Genomic DNA, 22,964 nt, shown 5'->3' with positions numbered 1-22,964 from the left:
CGCGTCAGACATTCAGATGCGCCTCGTGACCGGCCCGGATAACCGCCTCGCAATGCGCTGCCAAAGCCTTGCGGTTGGCAAAATCCGCCACTTTGACAGGCGTATGATAAACCAGTTCGACCGACCCTTGTCGTGGAGCCGCCAGCGTCTTGAGCAGGTGTTCGCCAAACTCCATGTCGCCCCACCAGCCATAAAACCGCTCCGACTGACCTTTCGGGGCATGATAGATTACCGTGACAGGCTGAACATACATGAAGTCACGCAGATGATCCGTGAAGAACGCCGCAAACAACGTGGTCTTGAACGGCAGCACCCGCAGCCCGTCGGTCGACGTGCCCTCGGGAAAGAACAGCAGCTTGTGACCGGCCTTCAGTCGGGCCTCGAACAGGTCGGTATGCGCCTTGGCCTGTCTTGGATCGCGTTCGATGAATACTGTACCGGTCGCTCTGGCCAGCCACCCGATCCCGGGCCAGTTTGCGACCTCGGCTTTCGACACGAAATAGATCCGCTTTCTGGCGTTCAGCGAAAAGATGTCCAGCCACGAACTGTGGTTGGCCACCACTGCGCCGCGTTCTGTCATCAACGTGCCTGTGGTCGAAAACCCCATGCCCAGAATACGGAACGCGTTGCGGCAGACAAACTGCGTGATGTGTGGCGTGATTGGCCGACCCAGACCGAACACAGGCCGTTCGATCAGGCGGATCAGCAACAGCAGAACCAAACAAACCAGTATCAGCACGATCAACGCCAGCGCGCGCGGCACGATCCGCAACCAGTCGGCAAACCCCGGTGTGAAATGCTCGGGATCATCTTCGCTCTGCCAGGTTGTGGTCATGTCCCACGCTCGTTCGAATAAATCCGCCGCTGACGTTCATTCAACCGCGATGTGTCGAGGATCAGACAAACATCTGTGGTGTTAAAGTCATGATCGATATAGGCACCCTCGCCCACAAAACCGCCAAGCCGTAAATAGGCTTTGATCAGCGCGGGAGTTTCAACCATTGCCAATCGCCGGTTCAGCTGATCCTCGGGGACAAGGTCCATCGACTGGAAATGCTCTGCCTGCGCGCGCACCCGTAAATCTGGCGGCGCCAGATGATTGTGGTGCAACATCGACAGCGGCTTGGCCAAAGTGGCAATATTTGTGCCATGAAAGCTGGCCACACCGAACAAGACCTCGATCTTGTGCCGTGTCACATAGTCGGACAGACCGTTCCAAAGATGATACATCGCCATCCCGCTGCGAAAATCGCGATGCAGGCAGGACCGGCCAAGTTCCAAAAGCTTGCGACCGCTGTTCTTCAAAACCGTCAGGTCATATTCGTCTTCAGAATAGAACTGCCCGATCTCTTGCGCCTGATCGTCGCGCAACAGGCGGTATACACCGACAACCTGGCCGGTTCTGACATCCGTCACGATCATATGGTCAAAATAGGGGTCGAATCGATCCCTCTCGATACCCGCGTCATGATCTACCATGGTACCGCCACCGCCCAGTTCGCGCACGAAAACTTCGTACCGCAAGGCCTGCGCGGCGCGTAGTTCTGCATCAGTCTCTGCGATTTTGACGGTGAAGGTGGGGCCGCTGTCGGACATGCGTTTTCAGGCTCGCGACCGTTGGGGAATTCTAACGGGCTGATACCGCATCCGGACCTTAGATTGCAACCTGCCGCAATTGGCCGCGGCCTGCGTTAACACATCTTCAACAGATTTCAGGAATCAAAGACAGGTGTCAGGGTGATGCGGTTTCCATCAACCACCACTTTTCCCTGCTCGCGAAAATTCACGGTGATCTTGCCGCCGATGTTTGATTGCACCTGCCCCAGCCCCCAATCCGGGCAATCGGGGTGACGCACCAGCATGCCAGGGGTGAGAAACGCATTTAGATCAGACATGGGCATCCGTCCGGTTGGGAGAAGTGTATATGGGGGACAATAGGACCAATCTAGCCGCGCTGATAGGGTCGCGGATCTGTCACGATCTGATCAGCCCGATCGGGGCAATTGCCAACGGGCTTGAACTGCTGGAACTGACCGGCGCGGCTGAGGGACCTGAATTTGACCTGATTGCTGACAGCGCGGGCAATGCCGGTGCCCGGATCCGCTTTTTTCGCATCGCCTATGGTGCGGCTGGCGATCAATCCATGGGCCGGACCGAAATCTGTTCGGTCCTGAACGATGTGTATCGCGGAACGCGCGTACAGGCGCTGTGGGGGCCGTTAGAGCCGCACCCCAGGGCCGAGGTCCGGCTGGCGTTCTTGGCACTACAATGTTGTGAAACCGCACTGCCTTACGGCGGTCAGGTTCAGATCCGCGTCGAAGACGACCATTGGATGGTCTGCGGCAAGGGAGAAATGGTCAGCATCGATCAGAACCTGTGGTCCAAACTGGATACCGCAGACACAGCAGCAGACCTGACGCCCGCAGTCGTGCAATTCGCCCTGCTGCCCGAGGTCGCCGCCGACATCGGGCGCAGGGTGTCCGTCACGCACAGTGACACCGAGGTGACATTGCGGTTCTAGTGGCGGATCAGCCGCGAACTGTTCCGTCGCCGGTCACCAGATACTTAAAGCTGGTCAGCTGCGCCGCACCAACCGGGCCACGCGCATGCATTTTACCGGTCGCAATGCCGATTTCAGCCCCCATCCCGAATTCTCCGCCATCCGCAAACTGGGTTGATGCGTTGTGCATCAGAATCGCGCTGTCCAGCCGTTCAAAGAAGCGCGCAACAGCGGCATCATCCTCGGTCAGGATGCAATCCGTATGCTGCGACCCGTATTGGCGGATATGAGCGATAGCAGCGTCGATATCGGTCACGGGCTTTGCCGCGATGATCTTGTCGAGGAATTCCTTGCCCCAATCCGCATCCGTCGCGGGTGTCGTGCCATCCAGCGCCAACGCGCCTTCGGCATGCACATCCACTCCGGCAGCCTGAAGGGCTTCGATCACCGGGCGGCCAATACTGTCGATCACGTCCTGATGCACCAGCAGACATTCGGCAGCCCCACAGATCCCGGTGCGTCGGGTCTTGGCATTCAGAACCACGTCGAGCGATTTCTGAAGATCCGCCGCCTTGTCGATATAGATATGCACGATCCCTTCAAGATGGGCAAAGACCGGCACGCGCGCTTCGCGTTGCACCAGGCCGACCAGCCCTTTGCCGCCGCGTGGCACGATCACATCAACATAATCGATCATGGTCAGCAATTCAGATACCGCCGCGCGGTCGCGGGTTGGAACCAGTTGGATTGCGTCTGCGGGCAGGTTCGCGGCCTTCAGGCCTTGAACAAGACAGGCATGGATTGCACTGGAGGAATGAAAGCTCTCTGACCCGCCGCGCAAGATCACCGCGTTGCCGGATTTCAGACACAGCGCCCCGGCATCCGCCGTCACGTTGGGCCGGCTTTCATAGATCACGCCGATCACTCCTAAGGGCGTCCGCACGCGTCGGATATTCAGACCCGACGGCATATCCCATTCGGCGATCACCTCACCCACCGGATCGGCCTGTTCGGCGACGGTCCGCAAGCCATCGACGATGCCCTGAATCCGCGCCTCGTCCAGCATCAGACGGTCCATCATGGCGGGGCTGAGCCCCTTGTCCCGGCCATAGTCCATGTCTTTTGCATTGGCGGCGATGATATCGGCCCGGTTGTTCCACACGGCTTCGGCGGCCCCGATCAGGGCGGCATGCTTGCGTTCTGCACTGGCGAAGGCAAGGTCGGCAGCGGCAGCTTTGGCGCGCACCCCGATATCGGCCATCAGGGCGGGAATATTGTCGATGTCTTTCATCTGGGCACGCCTTTCAGTGTCCGGGCCGTTGCGTAAGCGGCAGTGGCGGGATTTGGGTATTTATAACAAGAAAGAAGCATCAAAGCGCCATATCATCACGGTGGATCAAAGCCGCACGGCCGGGATAACCGAGCACGGTTTCGATCTCGCCCGAGTGGCGGCCCTTGATGGCCTGCGCTTCGCTGGCTGTATAGCGGCTGAGACCCTGCCCCAGTTTGCGACCGTCAGGGCCGGTGATCGCGACCGGGTCGCCGCGCCCAAAACGGCCAGTGGCGTCGGTGATCCCGGCCGGCAGCAGGCTTTTGCCGTTACACAGCGCGCGCGCTGCCCCGGCGTCTATGACAATTACACCCCGGGGCTTCATCGCGGCGATCCAGCGTTTGCGGGCAGCCTGAGGATCAAGTTGTGCGGTGAACCATGTGACATTTGCACCATTTTCAAGCGTTTTCAGCGGGTTCAAAGGCGACCCTTCTGTAATCGCCATGGCGCAACCGGCATCCGTGGCCATCTTTCCGGCCATCAGCTTGGTCTTCATCCCACCTTTGGAGAGACCCGATCCGGCGTCGCCAGCCATCGCTTCGATTTCGGGCGTGATCGTGTCAATCACGTCATAGCGGGTGGCATTCGGGTCTGTCGCAGGGTTGCCGGTATAGAACCCGTCGACATCCGACAACAGGATCAACTGGTCAGCCCCAACCGTAACGGCGACCTGGGCCCCCAGTCGGTCATTGTCGCCATAGCGGATCTCGTCCGTTGCGATGGTGTCGTTTTCGTTGACGATCGGCACCACGCCCAATCCCAGAAGCGTTTCCAGCGTGGCGCGGGTGTTCAGATACCGGCGTCGGTCTGTACTGTCTTCCAGCGTGACAAGGATCTGAGCCGTGGTGATCCCGTGCGGGGCCAGCGCCTCTTCATAGGCACGCGCCAGACGTATCTGGCCAACAGCGGCGGCGGCCTGTGATTGTTCCAACGGCAGTTCTGTCAGCGGCAATCCCAGCACGCCCCGCCCCAATGCGATTGACCCGGATGACACCAGAATGACGTCCGCGCCCTGCTCTTTGAGCCAGGTCACATCTGCCGCCAGGCTGCGCAGCCAGTCCTCACGCAAAGCCCCCGTGGCCCGATCGACCAGCAAAGCTGATCCGATCTTGACGACCAGACGGCGGGCTTGGGTCAGGGACGCCACTGGTCTTCCTCTTCGACGGGTTTCAGGCGCAACCGATCTTCGGCGATCTCGGCCCGCACAGCGCGCAGAACGTCCGTCACACCTTCACCGGACACACCTGACATCATCAAAACAGATCGACCAACGGCCTGTTCCAGCGTTACTTTTGCTTCATCGCGTTCTTCATCATCCAAGGCGTCGACCTTGTTCAAGGCAGTTACGCGGGGTTTGTCAGCCAGATGGCCGCCATAGGCCTCAAGCTCGCCTATGATGGTGGCATAATCCTCGGCGATGGTTTCGGATGTACCGTCGACCAGATGCAACAACACGGAACAGCGCTCAACATGGCCCAGGAACCGGTCGCCAAGGCCGCGCCCTTCATGGGCACCTTCGATCAGGCCCGGAATGTCGGCAATCACAAACTCTGCCCCATCCACACCGACAACGCCAAGGTTCGGGGCCAGAGTGGTGAACGGATAATCTGCGATTTTGGGCCGGGCGTTCGACGTGGCCGCCAGGAAGGTCGATTTACCGGCATTGGGCAGCCCCAGAAGGCCCGCATCGGCGATCAGCTTCAGCCGCAACCACAACGTCCGCTCGACACCCGGCTGACCGGGATTGGCGCGGCGCGGGGCCTGGTTGGTCGATGATTTGAAATGCAGGTTGCCGAACCCGCCATTGCCGCCGCGCGCCAGTTGCACGCGCTGGCCGACCTCGGTCATATCGGCAATAACGGTTTCCTGGTCTTCATCCAGAATCTCGGTCCCGACGGGAACACGCAGAACGATTTCGTCGCCGTCTTTGCCGGTGCGCTGACGGCCCATGCCAGGCTGTCCGCTTTTTGCAAAGAAATGCTGCTGATAGCGGAAGTCGATCAACGTGTTCAGCCCATCGACCGCTTCGGCCCAGACCGACCCGCCTTTGCCGCCATCGCCGCCGTCAGGGCCGCCATACTCAATATATTTTTCACGCCGAAAGCTGATGCATCCGGAGCCACCGCCACCCGAGCGGATATAGACCTTTGCGAGATCGAGAAATTTCATGGGATGTCCTTACGCAAAGGCCGGTCAGGCCACAATCAAAGTTTTCGGCTATAGGTGAAAGTCGGTACGGTTGCGCCGCGCGCGACCGAAAAGCTTTCGGCGTCGCCCAGATATTCAAACCCGCAATGAGTCAGAACCCGGGCCGAGGCCAGATTGTCCTGAAACACGCTGGCAAACATGGTTTTGTTGCCCTGTGGATTGGCATCAATCAGCGCCTGCAACGCATCCGAGGCCACGCCAGAGTTCCAGAATATCGGCGCCGTCCAGTATCCGACTTCGGATTGGTCGCGATCCATCTTTGTCAGCGACATCACGCCTTTCAACTCGGCCCCGCCTAATCCGTCAATGGCCCAGATGTCTTCTTCGCGGTCATGCGACATGGCCCGCGTTACAAAAGCTTCCGCCGCCCCCGGAGGATAGGGATGCGGGATCGATGTGGTCATGTTGGCCACGCGCGGGTCACCGCCATAGTGTTCGATCAGCCCCATGTCTGATCTGCGCAAAGGACGCAGAACACAGGTCTCGACCTGAATAACCGGTTGGTTCAAGATGTGATCGAGGGTCATATGTCAGTTCCTCCTCCGAACAACACAAAGAAAACGGACGCAACAGTCAAAGCCGCCAGTGTCCACATCAAATATTTTTCATAGCCGGTGCCCACAATGGCATGGGCCATCCTGTCACCTGCCAACGTCCAGAGCGGGTGCAGCACCACCTGGCAGGACAACAAGCATATAGCGATGATGGCCGTTGCTTCCAGACTGGGGGTTCCAAGTGCGACAAAACCGGTAAAACCTGCAATGATCATTGCCCAGGCCTTAGGATTGAGCGGATGAACCACCAGACCTGCCAGAAACCCCGGTGCCTGTTCCGCCGCGCCGCCCGGCGTCAGTCGCAGGTTCGCGACTTTATAGGCCAACCATATGATATAGGCTGCAGATATCCATTTAAGCCCCAGAAACAGCCCCGGCAGACGTCCTGCCAGTTCCATCAGGCCAAAGCCGATGGGCCAGATGATTACCTGTTTGCCCAAAGCCACCCCAGCCACAAAAGGCAATGCCGCCCGAAACCCGAATCGCGCCCCCGTCGCCATCAGGGCCATGTTCGCCGGGCCAGGCGTTCCCACCTGACTGGCGGCAAAAACAAGGAAACTGGCTGTGGCGACGCTCATGCCGGGCTTCTCTTTGCGGCCAGCTTAAGAGACGCGTCCGGATCGAACACGGCTGCGAAACTCTGGCAAAGGTCTGTCGGCATCTTTCGGCTCCTTGATCGCAAACGGGTCCAGAAACGAAAAAAAGGACCGGCGGGTTACGCCGATCCCCAAATTTTTCAGTCGTCTTCGGGTACGGCTTACTCTGCGGCCTCCGCCACTGGGAGAACCGAAATAAACGTGCGGCCTTTCAGGCCTTTGTGGAACTTCACTGCGCCGTCGACGACCGCAAAGATCGTGTGATCCTTGCCCATGTCGACGCCTTCGCCCGGCCAGAACTTGGTACCGCGCTGACGCACGATGATGTTGCCCGGGTTGGCGGCCTGACCACCATAAAGTTTCACGCCAAGGCGGCGACCCGCTGAGTCGCGACCGTTACGGGAGGAACCACCAGCTTTTTTATGTGCCATTCTGTCTCTCCTTAGCCTTTGATCAGTTCTTTGGCCTGTGCGATCCAGTCTTCACGACCGACACGACCTTTGAACGACAGTTTCGCTTCGATAGCTTCGACGTCTGCATCAGTCCACGCAGCAATCTGCGCGAACGTTGTCACGCCTTCGGCGTGCAACTTTTTGACAATGACCGGACCGATGCCGGAAATCGTCGACAGATCGTCCGCACCGGCCGCTTTCTTGGGTGCAGCTTTGGCCTTGGGGGCTTTGGCGGCGGGCTCAGCTGCAGCAACGGGTGTGGCAGAAACAGCGCCGGTTCCCGTGGCAGCCTTGACGCCAGACGCGTCGGCACCCGAGGCCAGAATATCCGTGATGCGAACTAGTGTCAGCTTCTGACGGTGACCCTTGGTGCGCTTGGAGCTGTGCTTACGACGACGACGGACAAAGTTGATGACCTTCTCGCCTTTGATCTGGTCGATCACTTCGGCCTGTACGGCCGCGCCTGCGACGAACGGTGCGCCGACGACCGGTGCGTCGCCGCCCAGCATCAGAACATCGTTGAATTGAATTTTTTCACCTGCATCGGCAGCCAGTTTTTCCACCCGGAGCGTATCGCCCGACTGAACCTTGTACTGTTTGCCGCCGGTTTTTAGAACCGCGAACATGCGTGCTTCCTTTTTCTACCGCGTTCTGTGGTCCCCGGATCATCCGGACGTTTTGGCATCTTGCCACCGCGAACAGCGCGCCCTTTGAGGGCCGTATTGATAACGAAACCCGGCGCGAACGGACTCGGGCCGGGATGCGCGCTTATGGTCAGAACCCGGGACGGTGTCAACAGGTTTCCCGATGGTCGGCACGTTGGGCGCTGACGGGATCAAATTGCGCGCCGGCGGCGCATTCCGAATATGGGATGAGGGACGCTGTCCCTCAAACTCCCTGGGGTACTTCAGACAAGAAAGAAGCCGGTCAGTCGGTCAATCACAGGGTTGTGCTGTGCATTGCTCGGGCCAGGGCCCGGCCCAGCTCATAAGAGATCTGGCGATAGGCCACCGAGAACCCTTCGAACATGGCACTGTTAAGCGCCTGCCCCGCCGGGCTTTCGCTGAAGTCCAGATAGGACGTCATCTGTGCAACGGACAATGGTCGGTAGGCCATCAGCAGATAGCCATAGACCCAGTCTTGCGCATCCGCGCGGATCGCACTCTCGTCCCCCCAAACGGTGTCTTCAATCTGTCCGTCGCTCAGATCCAGTGCGCCGCCGTCCACCATGCCGCGATAGAACAGAAGGTTGTCTTCGATCGCCCCTGCTACGTTTCGCTCGACCAGATCCATGAGGTCGATGTAGCGCCGGATCGGATCCAGCGCCGGATCCGCAGCGTCGCGCATGTCACGGGCAAACCGACGCGCAATGTCTTCGACTTCGGGATCTGCCATGGCGATCCGCGCCGTGGTTTCGAGAGACACGATTTCCTGTCCCTCGGGACTGGCATAGAAGGCAAAGGCGGCTTCGATCTCGGGGGCAGTCATCCCTGTATCAAGGGCGGACGTCACCGCAGTTTCGATGCGACCGGGCCGGTAGATTGTGCCAACCTGATCTTCCCAAAAGGCACCGCCTGCGCCTGCCAACATATCGTGATCAAGATCCTGCCCATAGGCGATGCCCTCGTCGCGCAGAACCTGAGCCACGTCGCCAAGTCTGAGAATCCGCGCCAGGTCTGTCGCTGTACTATCTGCGATTACGGGGCCGCTGAGGCCGATCAGCAGGCAAACGACCAGCCCGCGCAACATCAGATGTCCTGCCCCGGCTTCATTCCCGCCATGCGTCCGGCCAGAACTTCAAACCGGTTGGCCATGATTTCGAACTGGACGGCATTCAGCAGTTCGTAAACTTCCTTCATCAGCGGATCTTCGAGTGCATCCGTATAAGCGGTGATCTCATCATCGGGGAAGTCTCGATACGTATAAGCCGCACCAGCCAACGCCGATGTCTGCAGAGCGATGCGCATCTCGGCTTCGTTTTCGGCCAGAACAGCGCGTAATTCGTCGGGGTCGATCCGCAGTTCCACCACGCCTGCGCTGCTGGCCGCGATCAGGGTGCGAAACTGTATCTCTTGCAGGGCCTTCAGACTGGAATCAACGCCCCCGATCGCCGCGTTCATCCGCTTGAGTTCCTGCAGCCGCGCGTCGCCAGCGCGCACCATTTCAGACACCAGCCGCTTGCCTTCGTCCTGCTTTTGGTCGTCGTCCATCATATGAGACGCATTTTCGACCTCGACCAGACGCTGCCCCAGATCCGATGCATAAAACGCTGCAGCATGTCCCAAAGCCGCGTCGCTGAGGGTTTGTTGCAGAATATCGATGGCCAGCGAGCGCATCTCTGCAGTGTCAAAGACCTGTTCACTCAGCCGGGTCCATTCGGATCCGAAAGCGCCAGGATCGATGCCCAGCATCTGTGGGGCGCTGGCGGCGGACAAGGATATACTGTCGAGAGCCACATCAAAGCCGGTCACCTGCAGAAACGCGGTGATCTGGTCGCGATCTGCAGCCCGGGCCCAGCCGGACTGAAAGACCAAAACACAAAAGGTCAGCGCGATCAGCGCCGGGCGAAGCAAACGCATATGTCTCATGTCTGAAAACCTAGCTCTTCCTGACCTGGGTGCAATGAAAAATCGCATTCAGGCGAAACCTTTCAAAATCGGCCCTTGCCACCCGTGGAAATCCGAATTACACGCCTCCCGATCCCCGCGGAGAGGTGCCGGAGTGGTCGAACGGGGCGGTCTCGAAAACCGTTGAGCCTTTACGGGTTCCCAGGGTTCGAATCCCTGTCTCTCCGCCATCATGGCTGCTAGCGCACTGCTTTCGTTTCATAAGAAAACTCAACTCAGCGAACTGCCAAAGAATCCAACACCCCCAAAACGCTGTGAAATAATGTGTATTCTCGCACATTTTTTTGCCTTTTGGTCGCCAAGGCCGTGAATGACAAAAGTCATGAGTGTCTCGCTCACGTTATGACACAGGCACCTGCCCCAATGTCTGGCTATCTATGGGATCACGTCCTGGTGGAATGGGGCGCAACAACATTTTTGTTGGAATTCAGCGCTCGCTAGTTTTCCCGTTGGGTGGCCATATCAAGTCCAGCTTTACGCCAAAGCTGCCTATGTCACCATCGCCTCGGTCCCATCCGCCGACAATTCGAGCCGCGCAAAACGCCTGTTCTGCACCATACTGCCGCAATGCCCGGTGGAAGGCTGCTGTATCATCACGGGCCAAATGCCCGACCTTTTGCCCGTCGATTTCTATTTTACCGCATTTTCATCATATGGGTTTTCGGGTTCAGGGATCAAAAGCGCACCAGTATCCACCTCAACCCCGTCTGGCTTTTTGCCACCAGCCAAGCGTTCAAGCGCAGTCTGATAATGCGATTCCCCGACGATTTCGAAATCACTTCCCGACTGGCAGATTAGGAAGCGCGTCTTTGGGGACTCCGTTTTTCGAACCAGACCAAACATGATGACTTCCATTTCATCACCATCGTTGATGGCCGATGTCCACCTGTCAATCCTCGGCCACGTCGCAAAACGCAAAGACCGGGAGGCTCCCGGTCCCAATGAACGCACGAGGGGTCGGCGATTATCTGTCGCCGCCTCCGTGACCGGTTTTTTTGTGACGCGAGCCGCAGCCTAAGCCATGGATGCGGGGTGCATCCGTCATCCCGGGTCGATCTCGACAACGACAAAATGTGCTGTGACCTGACTGCCCGGCGCCACATGCACGGCCGTCACCGTGCCATCGACCAGCGCAGTATGGGTATGCTCCATCTTCATCGCTTCCAGCACCAGCACCGTCTGACCGGGTGCCACTGTATCCCCGACGGACACCCCAACGGACACCACGGTTCCGTTCATCGACGCGCGCACCTTGCCATCCCCTCCGGCAGGGCCTGAGGTCACGACAGGCTCAAAGGTCAGATCCGTGAACGTGAACGGACCGTCCTGTGTGTGCACCGCAATCTGCCCGTCAATCCGCAGGATCTGGGCGGTCTGTGCTGTGCCATCGATGCTGAACCGGGCCTGAATGCCGTCGACCGAGGACACTGTCATGTCCAGCGTCCGCTCGTTCATCGTGACCCGGCATCTTCCCTCTGGCAGCGCTGCGACGGTTGGCGTGTGAACCACCCCACCCCGTTCCAACCTAAGTGGCGTGGGGAAACCGTGGCTCAGCCGCGTCGTAGGCCCTGCGCGCAGAAGGGCGGCGGTGATCATCGCCATATGCGCGTCTTGCGTCGCGTTGTCTGGCAACAGATCGCACTTATGCGTTTCGATGAACCCTGTTGTCGCTGTCCCGGCAACGAAGTCGGGATGATCCAGGCAGGCGCTCAGAAACGACTGGTTGGTGGTGACGCCCAAAGCAACAGTGTCTGACAGCCCGCCCCTCAGCGCCCTTCTCGCATCTTCACGGGTGTCGCCATGCGCGATCAGCTTTGCCACCATCGAATCGTAGTGCACCGGGATTTCGGCCCCGTCGAACAGCCCGCTATCGGTGCGCAAAGCCGGCGATGGACGCCACCGCCCCATCACTCCGCTTTGCGGCATGAACCCGGCAGCCGGATCTTCAGCGCACAACCGGACTTCGATGGCATGGCCGTGAAACCGCACGTCGGACTGCGACAGGGCCAAAACCTCACCGGCGGCCACGCGCAATTGCAATTCGACCAGATCCAGACCGGTAATCGCTTCGGTGACAGGGTGTTCGACCTGCAGGCGCGTGTTCATTTCCATGAAATAGAAGGCACCCTCACGATCCAGCAGGTATTCAAACGTCCCTGCCCCTTCATAGCCAATCGTGCGCACCGCGTTCAAAGACGCTTCGCCCATCCGCGCCCGTAAAGCTTCGTTAACCGCCGGAGACGGCGCTTCTTCGATGACCTTCTGATGTCGCCGCTGCACCGAACAATCCCGCTCACCGCAGTGAATGGCATTGCCTTGACTGTCGGCCATCACCTGGATCTCGACATGGCGAGGGTTCACAATCGCCTTTTCCAGCAACACTGTATCGTCGCCAAAGGCCGACAAAGCCTCGGACCGGGCCGAGCGCAGCAGTTCGTCAAACATCTCTTCGCGTTCGACCAGCCGCATACCGCGCCCACCGCCGCCAGATGTGGCCTTGATCATCACCGGGAAACCGATCTGGCGTGCCTCGTCCCGCAAGCGCGTGGGCGATTGATCTTCGCCCTGATACCCCGGCACGCAAGGAACACCCGCCGCTTGCATCAACGCCTTGGCGCCGGCCTTGTCGCCCATGCTGGCGATCACCTGCGCCGATGGCCCGACAAAGATCAGCCCCGCCTTGTCACAGGCATCGGCAAACGCGGCGTTTTCCGCCAGAAACCCATATCCGGGATGCACCGCCTGTGCGCCTGTGGCCTGTGCGGCCTCGATTATCCGGTCTATCCGCAGATACGACTCAGTTGCCGACGCACCGCCGATGCACACGGCCTGATCGGCCAGTGAAACATGCAGCGCCGCGGCATCGGCTTCAGAATACACAGCAACGGTGCGCAGCCCCATCGCTTTGGCCGTGCGCATGATCCGAACCGCAATTTCGCCCCTGTTGGCAACCAGAAGGGTGTCTAAAGGTGTCATCTGAGAAGTCTCCATCACGGGCGCGCCACAGCGAACTGGATTTCATTCGGGCTGCGGGCGGCCTCTTCGCGGGTGATCTTCATCAGCTCGATCATCAATTCGCGCGTATCACGCGGGTCGATCACACCATCGTCCAGCATCCGGGCCGAGGTGTAAAAAGCGCTCATCTGACCGTCAAAAGTCTGCACGATCTGCGCCTTCATAGCCTCCATCATCTGTGGATCCACCGCTTCTCCCGTGCGCGCCGCACGGGCCTCCTGTACCACGGCCATGGTGCCTGCTGCCTGTTCCCCGCCCATGACCGCCGTCTTGGCGTTGGGCCAGCTAAAGCAGAACCGGGGGTCGAACCCCCGCCCACACATGCCGTAATTTCCCGCCCCGAATGACGCCCCGCAATACAACGTAAACTGCGGCACCGTCGCATTGGTCACCGCCTGGATCATCTTGGACCCATGCTTGATGATGCCGCTTTCCTCATAAGATTTGCCAACCATGAACCCGGTGGTGTTGTTCAGGTACAAAAGCGGTGTTCCTGCCTGACAGCAGGCCTGAATGAAATGCGTCGCCTTGGTGGCGCCTGCCGGGTCAATCGGGCCGTTGTTGGTGATGATCCCGATGGGCCAGCCCGCAATCCGCGCATTACCAGAAACCGTGGCCCCGCCATAACGTTCGCCAAATTCAACAAAGTCCGAGCCATCGACGACCCGCGCGATCACCTCGCGCATGTCAACCGGCTGGCGATAGTCCATCGGCATCACGCCCAGCAATTCCTCGGGCGCATAGGCCGGTGGTTCAAACCCGCGCGCCACCTCGGGCGCATCATTCCAGTCGATATTGGACAGGATGGACCGCGCCAGCCCAATCGCTTCGCGGTCATCCTCGACCAGATAATCCCCCAGCCCCGAAACACCGGTGTGCATCTCGGCCCCGCCCAGCTCTTCTTCGGTTGCGACTTCGCCCGTCGCCGCCTTCAGCAATGGCGGCCCGGCCAGAAACGCCCGGGTGCGTCCCCGCACCATGATGATGTAATCCGACAATCCGGTCTGATAGGCTCCGCCCGCCGTCGAACTGCCATGGGTGATGGTGATCACCGGCAATCCGGCGGCTGAAAACCGGGCGAGGTTGCGGAACAAGCTGCCGCCATGAATGAAATCTTCGACCCGGTACGCCATCAGGTTCGCGCCCGCGCTTTCGACCAGCTGGATCAACGGCAGCTTGTTTTCCAGCGCGATTTCCTGAACCCGCAACTGCTTGTCCAGCCCCATCGGTTGCAGCGCACCAGCAGCAATACCGGAATCCGACGCACTGATCATGCAGCGAATACCCGAAACAAAGCCGATCCCGGCGATCACCCCGGCCCCAGCCACCGACTTTTCGATATTCTTGGTATCCAGTCCAAAGCCCGCCAGCTTGGACAGTTCTATGAACGGCCTCCCCGGATCCAACAGCAACGCCACCCGATCCCGTGGCAGCAATTGGTGACGTTTCTCGAATCTTTCGCGCGACCGTTCTGACGCAGCGCGGGTGCGGGCCTCGATGCTGTGCACCTCTTGCAGCAGATCCAGCATCCCCTGCCTGTTTTGGTTGAACGCCTCGGATGCTGGCGAAATCGAGGTCTGAAGTCTGGCCATGGTCCTGTTCTCGCCCCCGCACTGCGGGGTGCGCTCCTCCCTGTTTCCAGTAACATGAGGGCGCAATTGGCAAGGCTTGGCAACAATGACGGAACGGCGCATTTGCACATTCCATCAATCGACACCCGGGCGCGATTGGCTAAACTGCGCGCAAAACCGCGCCATCTAAGGTCCGGTACACCTGAAGGAGATCGCCATGTCCCTCGTTTCCCCTCCCGTCTGCGACTTTGGTTGGGCGGCCCCGGATTTCTCGCTGCCCGCAACAGATGGCAAAACCTATGCCCTAAGCGACATAGCCGGTCCCAAGGGCACGCTGATCATGTTCATCTGCAATCACTGCCCATATGTTCTGGGCGTGCTGGATCGTCTGATCATCGACGTGGCCGAACTGCAGATCGCCGGAATCGGGGTCGCAGCGATTTCATCCAATGACGTGGCCAGCTATCCAGCCGACAGTTTCGACAAAATGGCGGTCCTTGCCGAAACACGCGGCCTTCCGTTCCCATACCTGTATGACGAATCTCAGGAGGTCGCCAAAGCCTATGGCGCAAGTTGCACACCGGATTTCTTCGGGTTCAATGCCGATCTGGGCCTGCAATACCGGGGCCGTCTGGACGCTGCCGGTAAAAACCCACGTCCTGCTGACATGCAACGCGACCTTGTGACAGCCATGCTGCAAGTCGCCGAAACCGGCAATGGCCCGACCGATCAAATCCCGTCAATGGGCTGCTCGATCAAATGGAAGGCCAGCTGATGGCCCGGATCGTCTTTGATCTGGACGGAACTCTGATCGACAGCGCGCCTGACATACACGCCGCTGTGGCCCTCATGCTCAAGGAAGAAGGCTGTGCGCCGCTTGATCTTGGCACAGTGATTTCATTCATAGGCAACGGGTTACCGCATCTTGTTAAACTCGTGATCAACGCGACGGCTCTGGATATGCAAGACCACGCCGAGCTCACGCAACGCGTTCTCGATCACTATAACGCAGTCAGCGGCACCCAGTCGGTACTGTACCCTGGCGTTCAACAGGCTTTGACCGCGCTGGCGACCAATGGCCATACCCTTGGGATCTGTACCAACAAACCGGAACAACCTGCCCGGGACATCCTGAAAAAGCTGAACCTGCACCCGTTTGATTGCGTCATAGGAGGCGACTCCCTGCCTAAACGCAAACCCGATCCCGCCCCGCTTCACGCCGCCTGCGATGCATTGGGCTCGGGCCCGGTGTTATATGTTGGGGATAGCGAGGTTGATGCCGAAACGGCTGAGCGTGCGGGCATCCCGTTTCTGTTGTTTACGGAAGGCTATCGAAAGACCCCGATCGACCAGATCCAGCATACTGTTGCGTTTTCGGATTTTTCTGACCTGTCGGATCGTGTCGATCATTGCCTGACGGGCGTCTGACAAACCAAAACAGGCCGCTCAGATGAGCGGCCTGTTTTTACAAACGGTACAAAAACCGTTCGAAATCTTACGATACCCCGTATGGGTCAGCCAACCAGTTCAAGGCCCGAGAAGAAGTAGGCGATCTCGATAGCGGCCGTTTCTGGTGCGTCCGAACCGTGGACCGAGTTTTCGCCAACCGATTCTGCGAACTCGGCGCGGATGGTGCCCGGCGCCGCGTCTGCTGGGTTGGTGGCGCCCATGATTTCACGGTTCTTGGTGATGGCGTTTTCGCCTTCCAGAACCTGAACCACAACCGGCTCGGAGCACATGAAGTCACACAGTTCGCCATAGAACGGGCGCTCGGCGTGCACTTCATAGAACTTGCCAGCCTGCGCTTTGGTCATGTGAATGCGCTTCTGAGCGATGATCCGCAGACCGGCGTCTTCAAATTTCGCATTGATCTTACCGGTAAGGTTGCGGCGGGTTGCATCGGGCTTGATGATCGAAAAAGTGCGTTCCAAAGCCATTTTGGCGTTCTCCTCGTCTGACGGGGCCCACGCGGACCTCCGTGAATGAATTTGGCGCTCGCCTAGCATGGCCTGATGGCTTTGGGAAGGGGGCTGAGAACCGTGCTGGCAAAGCCGGCCACGCTCTGCTAGGGGCCTCGCTATGCTACGGATTGATAACATAACCTACGCGGTCGAAGGCCGCCCGCTGTTCGAACAGGCCAGTGCCGTCATACCCGATGGCCACAAGGTGGGTGTGGTGGGTCGCAACGGAACCGGCAAGACCACCCTGTTCCGCCTGATACGCGAAGAGCTGGTGCTGGAATCAGGCGCAATCTCGCTGCCTTCGCGTGCCCGCATTGGGGGCGTCGCACAGGAAGTCCCGTCGTCGGGTGTGTCGCTGATCGATACAGTGCTGGCGGCTGATACCGAACGCACCGCGCTGATGGCCGAATCCGAAACCGCCACCGACCCGACCCGGATCGCCGACATTCAGACCCGTCTGGTCGATATCGATGCCTGGTCCGCCGAAAGCCGTGCTGCCAGCATCCTTAAGGGGCTTGGCTTTGACAACGACGACCAGCAACGCCCCTGTTCCGATTACTCGGGCGGCTGGCGGATGCGTGTTGCCCTGGCGGCAGTTTTGTTTGCCCAGCCTGACCTGTTGTTGTTGGACGAACCAACCAACTATCTGGATCTTGAGGGCGCGTTGTGGCTTGAAACCTATCTGGCCAAGTATCCGCACACCGTTTTGATCATCAGCCACGACCGGGGCCTGCTGAACCGGGCCGTCGGCGCGATCCTGCATCTGGAAGACCGCAAGCTGACGCTCTATCAGGGCCCCTACGACCAGTTCGCCCGCCAACGCGCCGAAAAGCTGGCCCAGGCCGATGCGATGGCCAAGAAACAAGACGCCCGTCGCGCGCATCTGCAATCTTACGTCGATCGGTTCCGCTACAAGGCGGACAAGGCGAAACAGGCGCAATCGCGGATCAAGGCGCTGGCCAAGCTTCAGCCGATCTCATCCCCGCAAGAGGCCGCGTTGCGTGCGTTTTCCTTCCCCACGCCCGAAGAACTGTCGCCGCCGATCATCAACCTTGAAGGCGGCATAACCGGTTATGGTGAAACCGAGGTGCTGCGGCGTCTGAATCTGCGGATCGATCAGGACGACCGGATCGCGCTGCTGGGCAAAAACGGTCAGGGCAAATCGACTCTGGCCAAGCTGCTCAGTGATCGTTTGCCATTGATGGCCGGTCACATGACAAAGTCGTCAAAACTGCGCATCGGCTATTTCGCCCAGCATCAGGTTGATGAGCTTTATGTCGATGAAACCCCGCTTGATCACCTGCGGCGACTGAGACCCGGTGAATCCCCTGCAAGATGGCGTTCGCGCCTGTCAGGATTCGGTCTGAACGCGGATCAGGCCCTGACCGAAGTTGGCCGCCTGTCGGGTGGACAGAAGGCGCGTCTCAGCCTGCTGATCGCCACCATCGACGCGCCGCATATGCTGATCCTTGATGAGCCGACCAACCACCTCGATATCGAAAGCCGCGAGGCGCTGGTCGAGGCGCTGACCGACTATTCCGGTGCCGTGATCCTTGTGACCCACGACATGCACTTGCTCAGCCTTGTGGCGGACCGGCTCTGGCTGGTGTCGAACGGCACGGTTGAACCGTTCGAGGGCGACCTTGACGCCTATCGCACCCTTCTGCTGGCCAAAGACAAACCCGTATCGAAATCGGGTGCGAAAAAAAATGGCAAACCCAAACGCCTGTCGCGCGATGCTTTGACAGCGTTGCGGACAGACGTGCGCAAAGCCGAAGAACGGATCGAAAAACTGACCGGGATGCGCGAGAAACTGGATACCAAGCTGGCGGACCCGACTCTTTATGACCCCGGACGCCAACACGAAATCTCGTTGTGGCAAAAGAAACATGCCGAGGTGATGGAAGGCCTTGATCGGGCCGAGGCCATGTGGATGGAGGCTTTGGATGCGCTTGAAAAGGGTGAAGGGAAATCCGGATGAGCACAGTTCGCGAAACCTTTGCAATGATTGCACAAATGCAACCCGAACTGCAGCCCGGCACATGGGTATTTCGAACTTTTTCCGATGCCGCTGACGCTGCTGCGCACATTCCCAACGCCCTGGCCAGCTTTCGCGAAGACGAAGGCCTGTCGCTGATCCTGCCCGCTAATGACACCGACGATCACGTGATGCGGTGCATCACGCTGCATGTGCAGTCTGCCCTGGACGGGATCGGGCTGACCGCTGCCGTGGCGGTTGCCCTATCCGAGGCGAAAATCCCCTGCAACGTGATCGCAGCCTTTCACCATGACCACATCTTTGTTCCCGCCAATATGGCCGACCGGGCGCTGTCCATCCTGATCGCGCGGTCGCAAGCCGAACGTCAGGGATAACCCCGCATGGACAGCGCCTTTCTGATCACCGCTTTTGTCACCCTGTTCGTGATCGTCGATCCAATCGGGTTGATGCCGCTGTTCATCGCTCTGACCCAGGGCATGACCCCGCAACAACGCAATGCCATCGCCTTTAGATCCTGCGGGGTCGCTGCGATTCTGCTGACCCTGTTCGCAATCTCGGGCGAGGCCGTGCTGGGCTTTGTCGGCATCTCGATGCCCGCCTTCCGCGTGGCAGGCGGCATTCTGTTGTTCATTACCGCGCTCGACATGCTGTTCGAACGCCGCACCAAACGCCGCGAAGATCAGGCCGAAGAAGAGGATCACAATGATCCCTCCGTCTTCCCGCTGGCGATCCCGCTGATTGCCGGACCGGGCTCCATCGCGTCCATCATTCTGCTTGCAGGCCAGCAACCCGGTCTGCTGGGTCTTGCGTCGGTGCTGGGTGTCATGGTTGCCGTACTGGTGCTTGTCTTTGTGCTGTTCCGCCTCGGCAGTCATTTCGAACGCCTGCTGGGGCGCACTGTGATCAATGTCGTCACGCGCTTGCTGGGGATGCTTCTGGCGGCCTTGTCGGTACAATTCGTGCTCGACGGGCTGCGCGCATTTGGCCTTGGAGCCTAGGATCGGCGCAACCAGCGCCTACATGTATCCCATGGCACCACACGGAGACACCGCATGACCGACATGGATTGGGGCAGAATGATCTACCTGCTGTTGCTGGTCGGTGCGCTGCTGACGTGGTTCTTTGTACACAACCGCCAGTCGTTGGGGCGCACCTTACAACACGCAATGGCCTGGCTGCTGATCTTTGTCGGCGTCATTGCCATGGTTGGCCTGTGGGACGACATCCGCACCACCCTGCGCCCGCAATTGGGCAGTGTCACCTCCACAGGCGGGATTGAGGTGCCGCGCGCGCCCGATGGCCACTATTATCTGACCCTGAAACTAAACGACACGCCGGTGACCTTCATGGTCGACACCGGCGCAAGCCAGATCGTGCTGACCCAGGCCGACGCCAAACGCGCCGGGATCGACCTTGGTTCGCTGGCCTACATAGGTCGCGCCATGACCGCCAATGGCGAGGTCCGAACTGCCCCCATCCGGCTGGATACCGTGGCGCTTGGTCCAATCAAGGACACCAATCTGCCCGCTCAGGTCAACGAGGGCGAGATGGGGCAATCCTTGCTGGGCATGACCTATCTGCAACGGTTCCAGAAGATCGAAATCACCCGCGACGGGCTGCTTCTGACCCGTTAGGCGCCTTTACGTCGGTAACGGCAAACCCAAGGCTCTGTTGCACGGCTTTCAGATAAGTTGCCCCGATTGGCAGGGTTCTGCCATCCTGCAAACGCACCTCAACGCGCCGCCCGGACCGTTCGATTCCTGTGACGAAATCCTTGGCGACCCAATGTGAGCGTTGGATGCGGGCACCGGGATATCCTTCAAGCAGATCGATTGCATCGTTCAACCGCATCAGGATCAGCGCCGTTCCGACAGTTGTGGTCACCTCGGCATAGTGATCCTGCATCGAAATCGAGATGATCGCCGCGTCACGATGTTCGACCGCTAGCCGCGTCAACAGCGCTGGGACCGGGGACTTTGAAACCGGCACCGGCTCATGGGGTGCGGCGACCACGGCGGGCTGCGGTTCAGGCGTGCCAAACACCATCGGCCAGAGGATGAATTCGGTCAGCAAAAGCAGCGTCGAAAAGACCGTGACCTCGATATAGAGAACCGGGAACGGGGTCGAAATCTGCAGGTCGGCTCCAATCGTTCCATACAGCAGTGTAATAAATCCGGCAGCCGGCAAGGCGCCCAACGCAACCCCCAGCCCGAACCGAACCAGCGACGGAAGCCCGGCCATCAGGCGGCTGTGATAAAACACATGCAAGACAGGCACGATGATTACCATTCCGCCCATCACATCCAGCGTCCAGAAAACCGTGCGATCCCATAACCCCATCGCCTCGTAGGTGCCAAACGGGCCGACAGCTATGGCCATAAACGCCACGCCGAAATAGAGAAACAGCTTTCTCTCAGGGTCAAAGACAACATCAATTTCACGCATCGTGAACATGTTTCTACGAATAAGACCCCGTGTTTTCAACGGTTTTGACGAAGTATCACTTTTTGCGACCGCCAGCCCCGGTCTAGCGTTCGGACAACGAAATTTGAAAGGACGATTTCATGCCCAATAAATTGACGCTGTCCGTGGTGGACCACAAAGCAGACGATTTCATTGACTGGTTCAACGCGCTGGAACTGGGGTTATTCTCGACATCTGGCATGGGAACCGAACTGACAGGCACCGCAGTGTTCTTGATGGACGGCGGCACGAAGGAACTGCGCCTGAATTACGTGACCATCGGCGATGAGATCCATGTCGAAAGCCTCGCAGGCTGGGACGAAGGCGTCGCCGCGTTTACGGCGGCGTTTGAAACGCCCGAACCAATGGGCGGGACCAACTGGATCGACGTTCTCAGCACCGACGTGCACGCCGCGCTGCTGGGCGACACGGCGATCAGCGTGCGCGGGCGCGGCGGCGATGACTGGGGCACCGGGTTTGACTTCAATGACCGCTTCGACATGCGCGACGGCAACGATGCGGCCTATGGCGGCGATGGCAATGACGTCCTGTTGGGCGGGCGCGGCATGGATCTGTTGATTGGCGGCGCGAACAATGACCGGCTGATCGGTGGCAGCGATGCTGACCTGCTGATCGTCGGGTCCGGGAACGACACCGCCAATGGCGGCGCCGGCAATGACGTGATGGTGTTCGAGGGCGGTGTGAACATCGCGCGCGGTGGATTGGGCAGCGATATTTTCATATTTGACTCGTTCGACAACTCGGGCGGAGGCGGCCCCAATGTGCTGCGCACCCGCGTGATGGATTTTGACCCTCAGGATATGCTGGTTTTCACCAGTTCGCTTCAGGAATGCACTATCAGCAAGCTAGACGGCACGCTGGCCGATCTGGAAAACGGCACGCTGGATCATTTCCAATGGCGTGAGACCGTTCGTGGAGTCGAGATCCGAACCGGCGATGCACAGGTGATCCTGCGCGGCGCTCAGGCCGAGGATATCAATCTTGACATGTTGCTGTTCACCGAACAGACGGCGGCCGAGGCTGTAGAGCTGTTTGACAGCGCCAGCAGCGGAGGCGAGCTGGGTTGCGCGCCGGGGGGTGATCCGTATCTGACGATTATGTTGGAAAACATCACCCGCGTCGATAACGGAACTTACGCTTTCGACACCTATGGCGGCGACGTGTCGGGCTTTTACATCGGCGCGTTTCCCATGGTCTGAATAGCGTCCTAACGCTCGGCCTTCTTTTCCCACCGGCCCGATTCTTCGGACCAGTATTGCGCCGAACATCCCGCGGCGGTCAGCGCTTTCCACTGACCCCGCGCGTGGTCAACGGCCATGCTGTCATGCCCGTCAAACAGGATACAAACCCGCTCCAGCCCGGCGACCTCGTCGGGCTGGATATCCGCGCCATCGACACTCATGACGCACGCCGGAGTATTGGCAGCCACAGGCTCAGACGTCAGCAATATAGGTTGATCCGCATCATGCGCCCCCCCGGCCAACCCATGCGGCAGAAACCCGTCATCCGGACCTTGCCACAGCTTTTCGTCCAGCCAGGTCAGCCGATCCCGATCCGCGCCACGCACGGCAATCCGCCACCCGGCCTGGCGCGCTTTGCCCAGCAGGACAGTCAGCGTGTCTTCGACTGGTCGGTGGGTCAGGTGATAAAAGTAAACCGCGCCCATC

At 59.3% G+C, this 22,964-nt stretch carries 26 protein-coding genes and 1 tRNA gene; 9 read left to right on the top strand and 18 right to left on the bottom strand.

Translation table 11 applies throughout. The features are described from left to right. Positions 1-4 precede the first annotated feature (4 nt). From olsA to FOY56_RS07835, 3 genes are all read right to left on the bottom strand, one after another. Positions 5-835, bottom strand: a complete 831-nt coding sequence (gene olsA, locus FOY56_RS07845; protein ID WP_146345288.1) for a lyso-ornithine lipid O-acyltransferase — start codon at positions 833-835, stop codon at positions 5-7. Next, entirely contained in the window at positions 832-1,596 is a 765-nt protein-coding gene (gene olsB, locus FOY56_RS07840; protein WP_146345287.1) for an L-ornithine N(alpha)-acyltransferase, read from the bottom strand. The genes olsA and olsB overlap by 4 nt, the downstream gene beginning before the upstream one ends. Positions 1,597-1,712: 116 nt before the next feature. Beyond that, the gene (locus tag FOY56_RS07835; RefSeq protein WP_146345286.1) at positions 1,713-1,895 is read right to left on the bottom strand and encodes a DUF3553 domain-containing protein; all 183 of its coding nucleotides are present in this window, start codon (positions 1,893-1,895) and stop codon (positions 1,713-1,715) included. A gap of 29 nt (positions 1,896-1,924) precedes the next feature. Between FOY56_RS07835 and FOY56_RS07830 the strand changes: the two genes are divergently transcribed. Next, complete coding sequence (locus FOY56_RS07830; RefSeq protein WP_146345285.1) at positions 1,925-2,521, top strand: histidine phosphotransferase family protein; 597 nt, start codon at positions 1,925-1,927, stop codon at positions 2,519-2,521. A 7-nt stretch (positions 2,522-2,528) separates the two neighbouring features. Here FOY56_RS07830 and FOY56_RS07825 read toward each other — a convergent pair whose 3' ends face one another. From FOY56_RS07825 to FOY56_RS07785, 9 genes are all read right to left on the bottom strand, one after another. After that, a complete protein-coding gene (locus FOY56_RS07825) occupies positions 2,529-3,791 on the bottom strand; it encodes a glutamate-5-semialdehyde dehydrogenase (RefSeq protein WP_146345284.1) in 1,263 nt (420 codons plus the stop codon). A 79-nt stretch (positions 3,792-3,870) separates the two neighbouring features. Further along, complete coding sequence (proB, locus tag FOY56_RS07820) at positions 3,871-4,977, bottom strand: glutamate 5-kinase (protein WP_146345283.1); 1,107 nt, start codon at positions 4,975-4,977, stop codon at positions 3,871-3,873. Beyond that, positions 4,965-5,999: a GTPase ObgE gene (gene obgE, locus FOY56_RS07815; protein WP_146345282.1), complete on the bottom strand. Its 1,035-nt coding sequence runs from the start codon at positions 5,997-5,999 to the stop codon at positions 4,965-4,967. Before obgE ends, proB begins: the two co-directional genes overlap by 13 nt. A 35-nt stretch (positions 6,000-6,034) precedes the next feature. Further along, positions 6,035-6,565: a GNAT family N-acetyltransferase gene (locus tag FOY56_RS07810; protein WP_146345281.1), complete on the bottom strand. Its 531-nt coding sequence runs from the start codon at positions 6,563-6,565 to the stop codon at positions 6,035-6,037. After that, the gene (locus FOY56_RS07805) at positions 6,562-7,170 is read right to left on the bottom strand and encodes a LysE family translocator (protein ID WP_146345280.1); all 609 of its coding nucleotides are present in this window, start codon (positions 7,168-7,170) and stop codon (positions 6,562-6,564) included. Before FOY56_RS07805 ends, FOY56_RS07810 begins: the two co-directional genes overlap by 4 nt. Positions 7,171-7,349: 179 nt before the next feature. Continuing rightward, positions 7,350-7,619, bottom strand: coding sequence for a 50S ribosomal protein L27 (rpmA, locus tag FOY56_RS07800; protein WP_146345279.1), 270 nt, complete (start codon positions 7,617-7,619; stop codon positions 7,350-7,352). Between the two features lie 11 nt (positions 7,620-7,630). Next, positions 7,631-8,266: a 50S ribosomal protein L21 gene (locus FOY56_RS07795; protein WP_146345278.1), complete on the bottom strand. Its 636-nt coding sequence runs from the start codon at positions 8,264-8,266 to the stop codon at positions 7,631-7,633. 313 nt (positions 8,267-8,579) lie between these two features. After that, positions 8,580-9,389, bottom strand: coding sequence for a DUF2059 domain-containing protein (locus FOY56_RS07790; RefSeq protein WP_146345277.1), 810 nt, complete (start codon positions 9,387-9,389; stop codon positions 8,580-8,582). Then, positions 9,389-10,228 carry a DUF2059 domain-containing protein gene (locus FOY56_RS07785; protein WP_146345276.1) on the bottom strand — a complete coding sequence of 280 codons (840 nt, stop codon included), beginning with the start codon at positions 10,226-10,228 and terminating at the stop codon, positions 9,389-9,391. The genes FOY56_RS07790 and FOY56_RS07785 overlap by 1 nt, the downstream gene beginning before the upstream one ends. Positions 10,229-10,347: 119 nt before the next feature. On the opposite strand from FOY56_RS07785, the gene FOY56_RS07780 reads away from it, so the two are divergent. Then, positions 10,348-10,437 (top strand) — tRNA-Ser (locus FOY56_RS07780). Between the two features lie 460 nt (positions 10,438-10,897). Here FOY56_RS07780 and FOY56_RS07775 read toward each other — a convergent pair. From FOY56_RS07775 to FOY56_RS07765, 3 genes are all read right to left on the bottom strand, one after another. Then, positions 10,898-11,110: a hypothetical protein gene (locus FOY56_RS07775; RefSeq protein ID WP_186766277.1), complete on the bottom strand. Its 213-nt coding sequence runs from the start codon at positions 11,108-11,110 to the stop codon at positions 10,898-10,900. A 198-nt stretch (positions 11,111-11,308) separates the two neighbouring features. After that, the gene (locus FOY56_RS07770; protein ID WP_146345274.1) at positions 11,309-13,243 is read right to left on the bottom strand and encodes an acetyl-CoA carboxylase biotin carboxylase subunit; all 1,935 of its coding nucleotides are present in this window, start codon (positions 13,241-13,243) and stop codon (positions 11,309-11,311) included. 14 nt (positions 13,244-13,257) lie between these two features. Further along, positions 13,258-14,874 (bottom strand): acyl-CoA carboxylase subunit beta, encoded by a 1,617-nt coding sequence (locus tag FOY56_RS07765; protein ID WP_146345273.1) that lies wholly within the window; start codon positions 14,872-14,874, stop codon positions 13,258-13,260. Positions 14,875-15,070: 196 nt separating this feature from the next. On the opposite strand from FOY56_RS07765, the gene FOY56_RS07760 reads away from it, so the two are divergent. After that, entirely contained in the window at positions 15,071-15,628 is a 558-nt protein-coding gene (locus tag FOY56_RS07760; protein ID WP_146345272.1) for a thioredoxin family protein, read from the top strand. Continuing rightward, complete coding sequence (gph, locus tag FOY56_RS07755; RefSeq protein WP_146345271.1) at positions 15,628-16,281, top strand: phosphoglycolate phosphatase; 654 nt, start codon at positions 15,628-15,630, stop codon at positions 16,279-16,281. Before FOY56_RS07760 ends, gph begins: the two co-directional genes overlap by 1 nt. A gap of 86 nt (positions 16,282-16,367) precedes the next feature. Here the strand turns inward: gph and ndk are convergent, their stop codons facing one another. Then, positions 16,368-16,790: a nucleoside-diphosphate kinase gene (gene ndk, locus FOY56_RS07750; protein ID WP_146345270.1), complete on the bottom strand. Its 423-nt coding sequence runs from the start codon at positions 16,788-16,790 to the stop codon at positions 16,368-16,370. Positions 16,791-16,932: 142 nt separating this feature from the next. Between ndk and FOY56_RS07745 the strand changes: the two genes are divergently transcribed. From FOY56_RS07745 to FOY56_RS07730, 4 genes are read left to right on the top strand one after another with little or no spacing between them, the layout of a single operon-like run. Continuing rightward, the gene (locus tag FOY56_RS07745; protein ID WP_146345269.1) at positions 16,933-18,795 is read left to right on the top strand and encodes an ABC-F family ATP-binding cassette domain-containing protein; all 1,863 of its coding nucleotides are present in this window, start codon (positions 16,933-16,935) and stop codon (positions 18,793-18,795) included. Then, positions 18,792-19,187, top strand: coding sequence for an ACT domain-containing protein (locus tag FOY56_RS07740; RefSeq protein ID WP_146345268.1), 396 nt, complete (start codon positions 18,792-18,794; stop codon positions 19,185-19,187). Before FOY56_RS07745 ends, FOY56_RS07740 begins: the two co-directional genes overlap by 4 nt. Before the next feature lie 6 nt (positions 19,188-19,193). Continuing rightward, positions 19,194-19,811 carry a MarC family protein gene (locus FOY56_RS07735; protein ID WP_146345267.1) on the top strand — a complete coding sequence of 206 codons (618 nt, stop codon included), beginning with the start codon at positions 19,194-19,196 and terminating at the stop codon, positions 19,809-19,811. A 54-nt stretch (positions 19,812-19,865) separates the two neighbouring features. Beyond that, positions 19,866-20,447 carry a retropepsin-like aspartic protease family protein gene (locus tag FOY56_RS07730; RefSeq protein ID WP_146345266.1) on the top strand — a complete coding sequence of 194 codons (582 nt, stop codon included), beginning with the start codon at positions 19,866-19,868 and terminating at the stop codon, positions 20,445-20,447. On the opposite strand, the gene FOY56_RS07725 is transcribed toward FOY56_RS07730, so the two are convergent. Next, a complete protein-coding gene (locus FOY56_RS07725) occupies positions 20,416-21,258 on the bottom strand; it encodes a LytTR family DNA-binding domain-containing protein (RefSeq protein ID WP_186766276.1) in 843 nt (280 codons plus the stop codon). The genes FOY56_RS07730 and FOY56_RS07725 overlap by 32 nt on opposite strands. A gap of 119 nt (positions 21,259-21,377) precedes the next feature. Here FOY56_RS07725 and FOY56_RS23540 point away from each other — a divergent pair, with 119 nt between their 5' ends. Further along, a complete protein-coding gene (locus tag FOY56_RS23540; protein WP_186766275.1) occupies positions 21,378-22,496 on the top strand; it encodes a calcium-binding protein in 1,119 nt (372 codons plus the stop codon). Between the two features lie 8 nt (positions 22,497-22,504). Here FOY56_RS23540 and FOY56_RS07715 read toward each other — a convergent pair whose 3' ends face one another. Further along, positions 22,505-22,963 carry a DNA polymerase III subunit chi gene (locus FOY56_RS07715; protein WP_146345664.1) on the bottom strand — a complete coding sequence of 153 codons (459 nt, stop codon included), beginning with the start codon at positions 22,961-22,963 and terminating at the stop codon, positions 22,505-22,507. Position 22,964 lies beyond the last annotated feature (1 nt).

Source organism: Falsiphaeobacter marinintestinus, assembly GCF_007923355.1.
GTDB lineage: Bacteria > Pseudomonadota > Alphaproteobacteria > Rhodobacterales > Rhodobacteraceae > Phaeobacter_A > Phaeobacter_A marinintestinus.
Note: the sequence above shows the minus strand (reverse complement) of the source record. Positions and strands in the feature narration are given on the sequence as shown.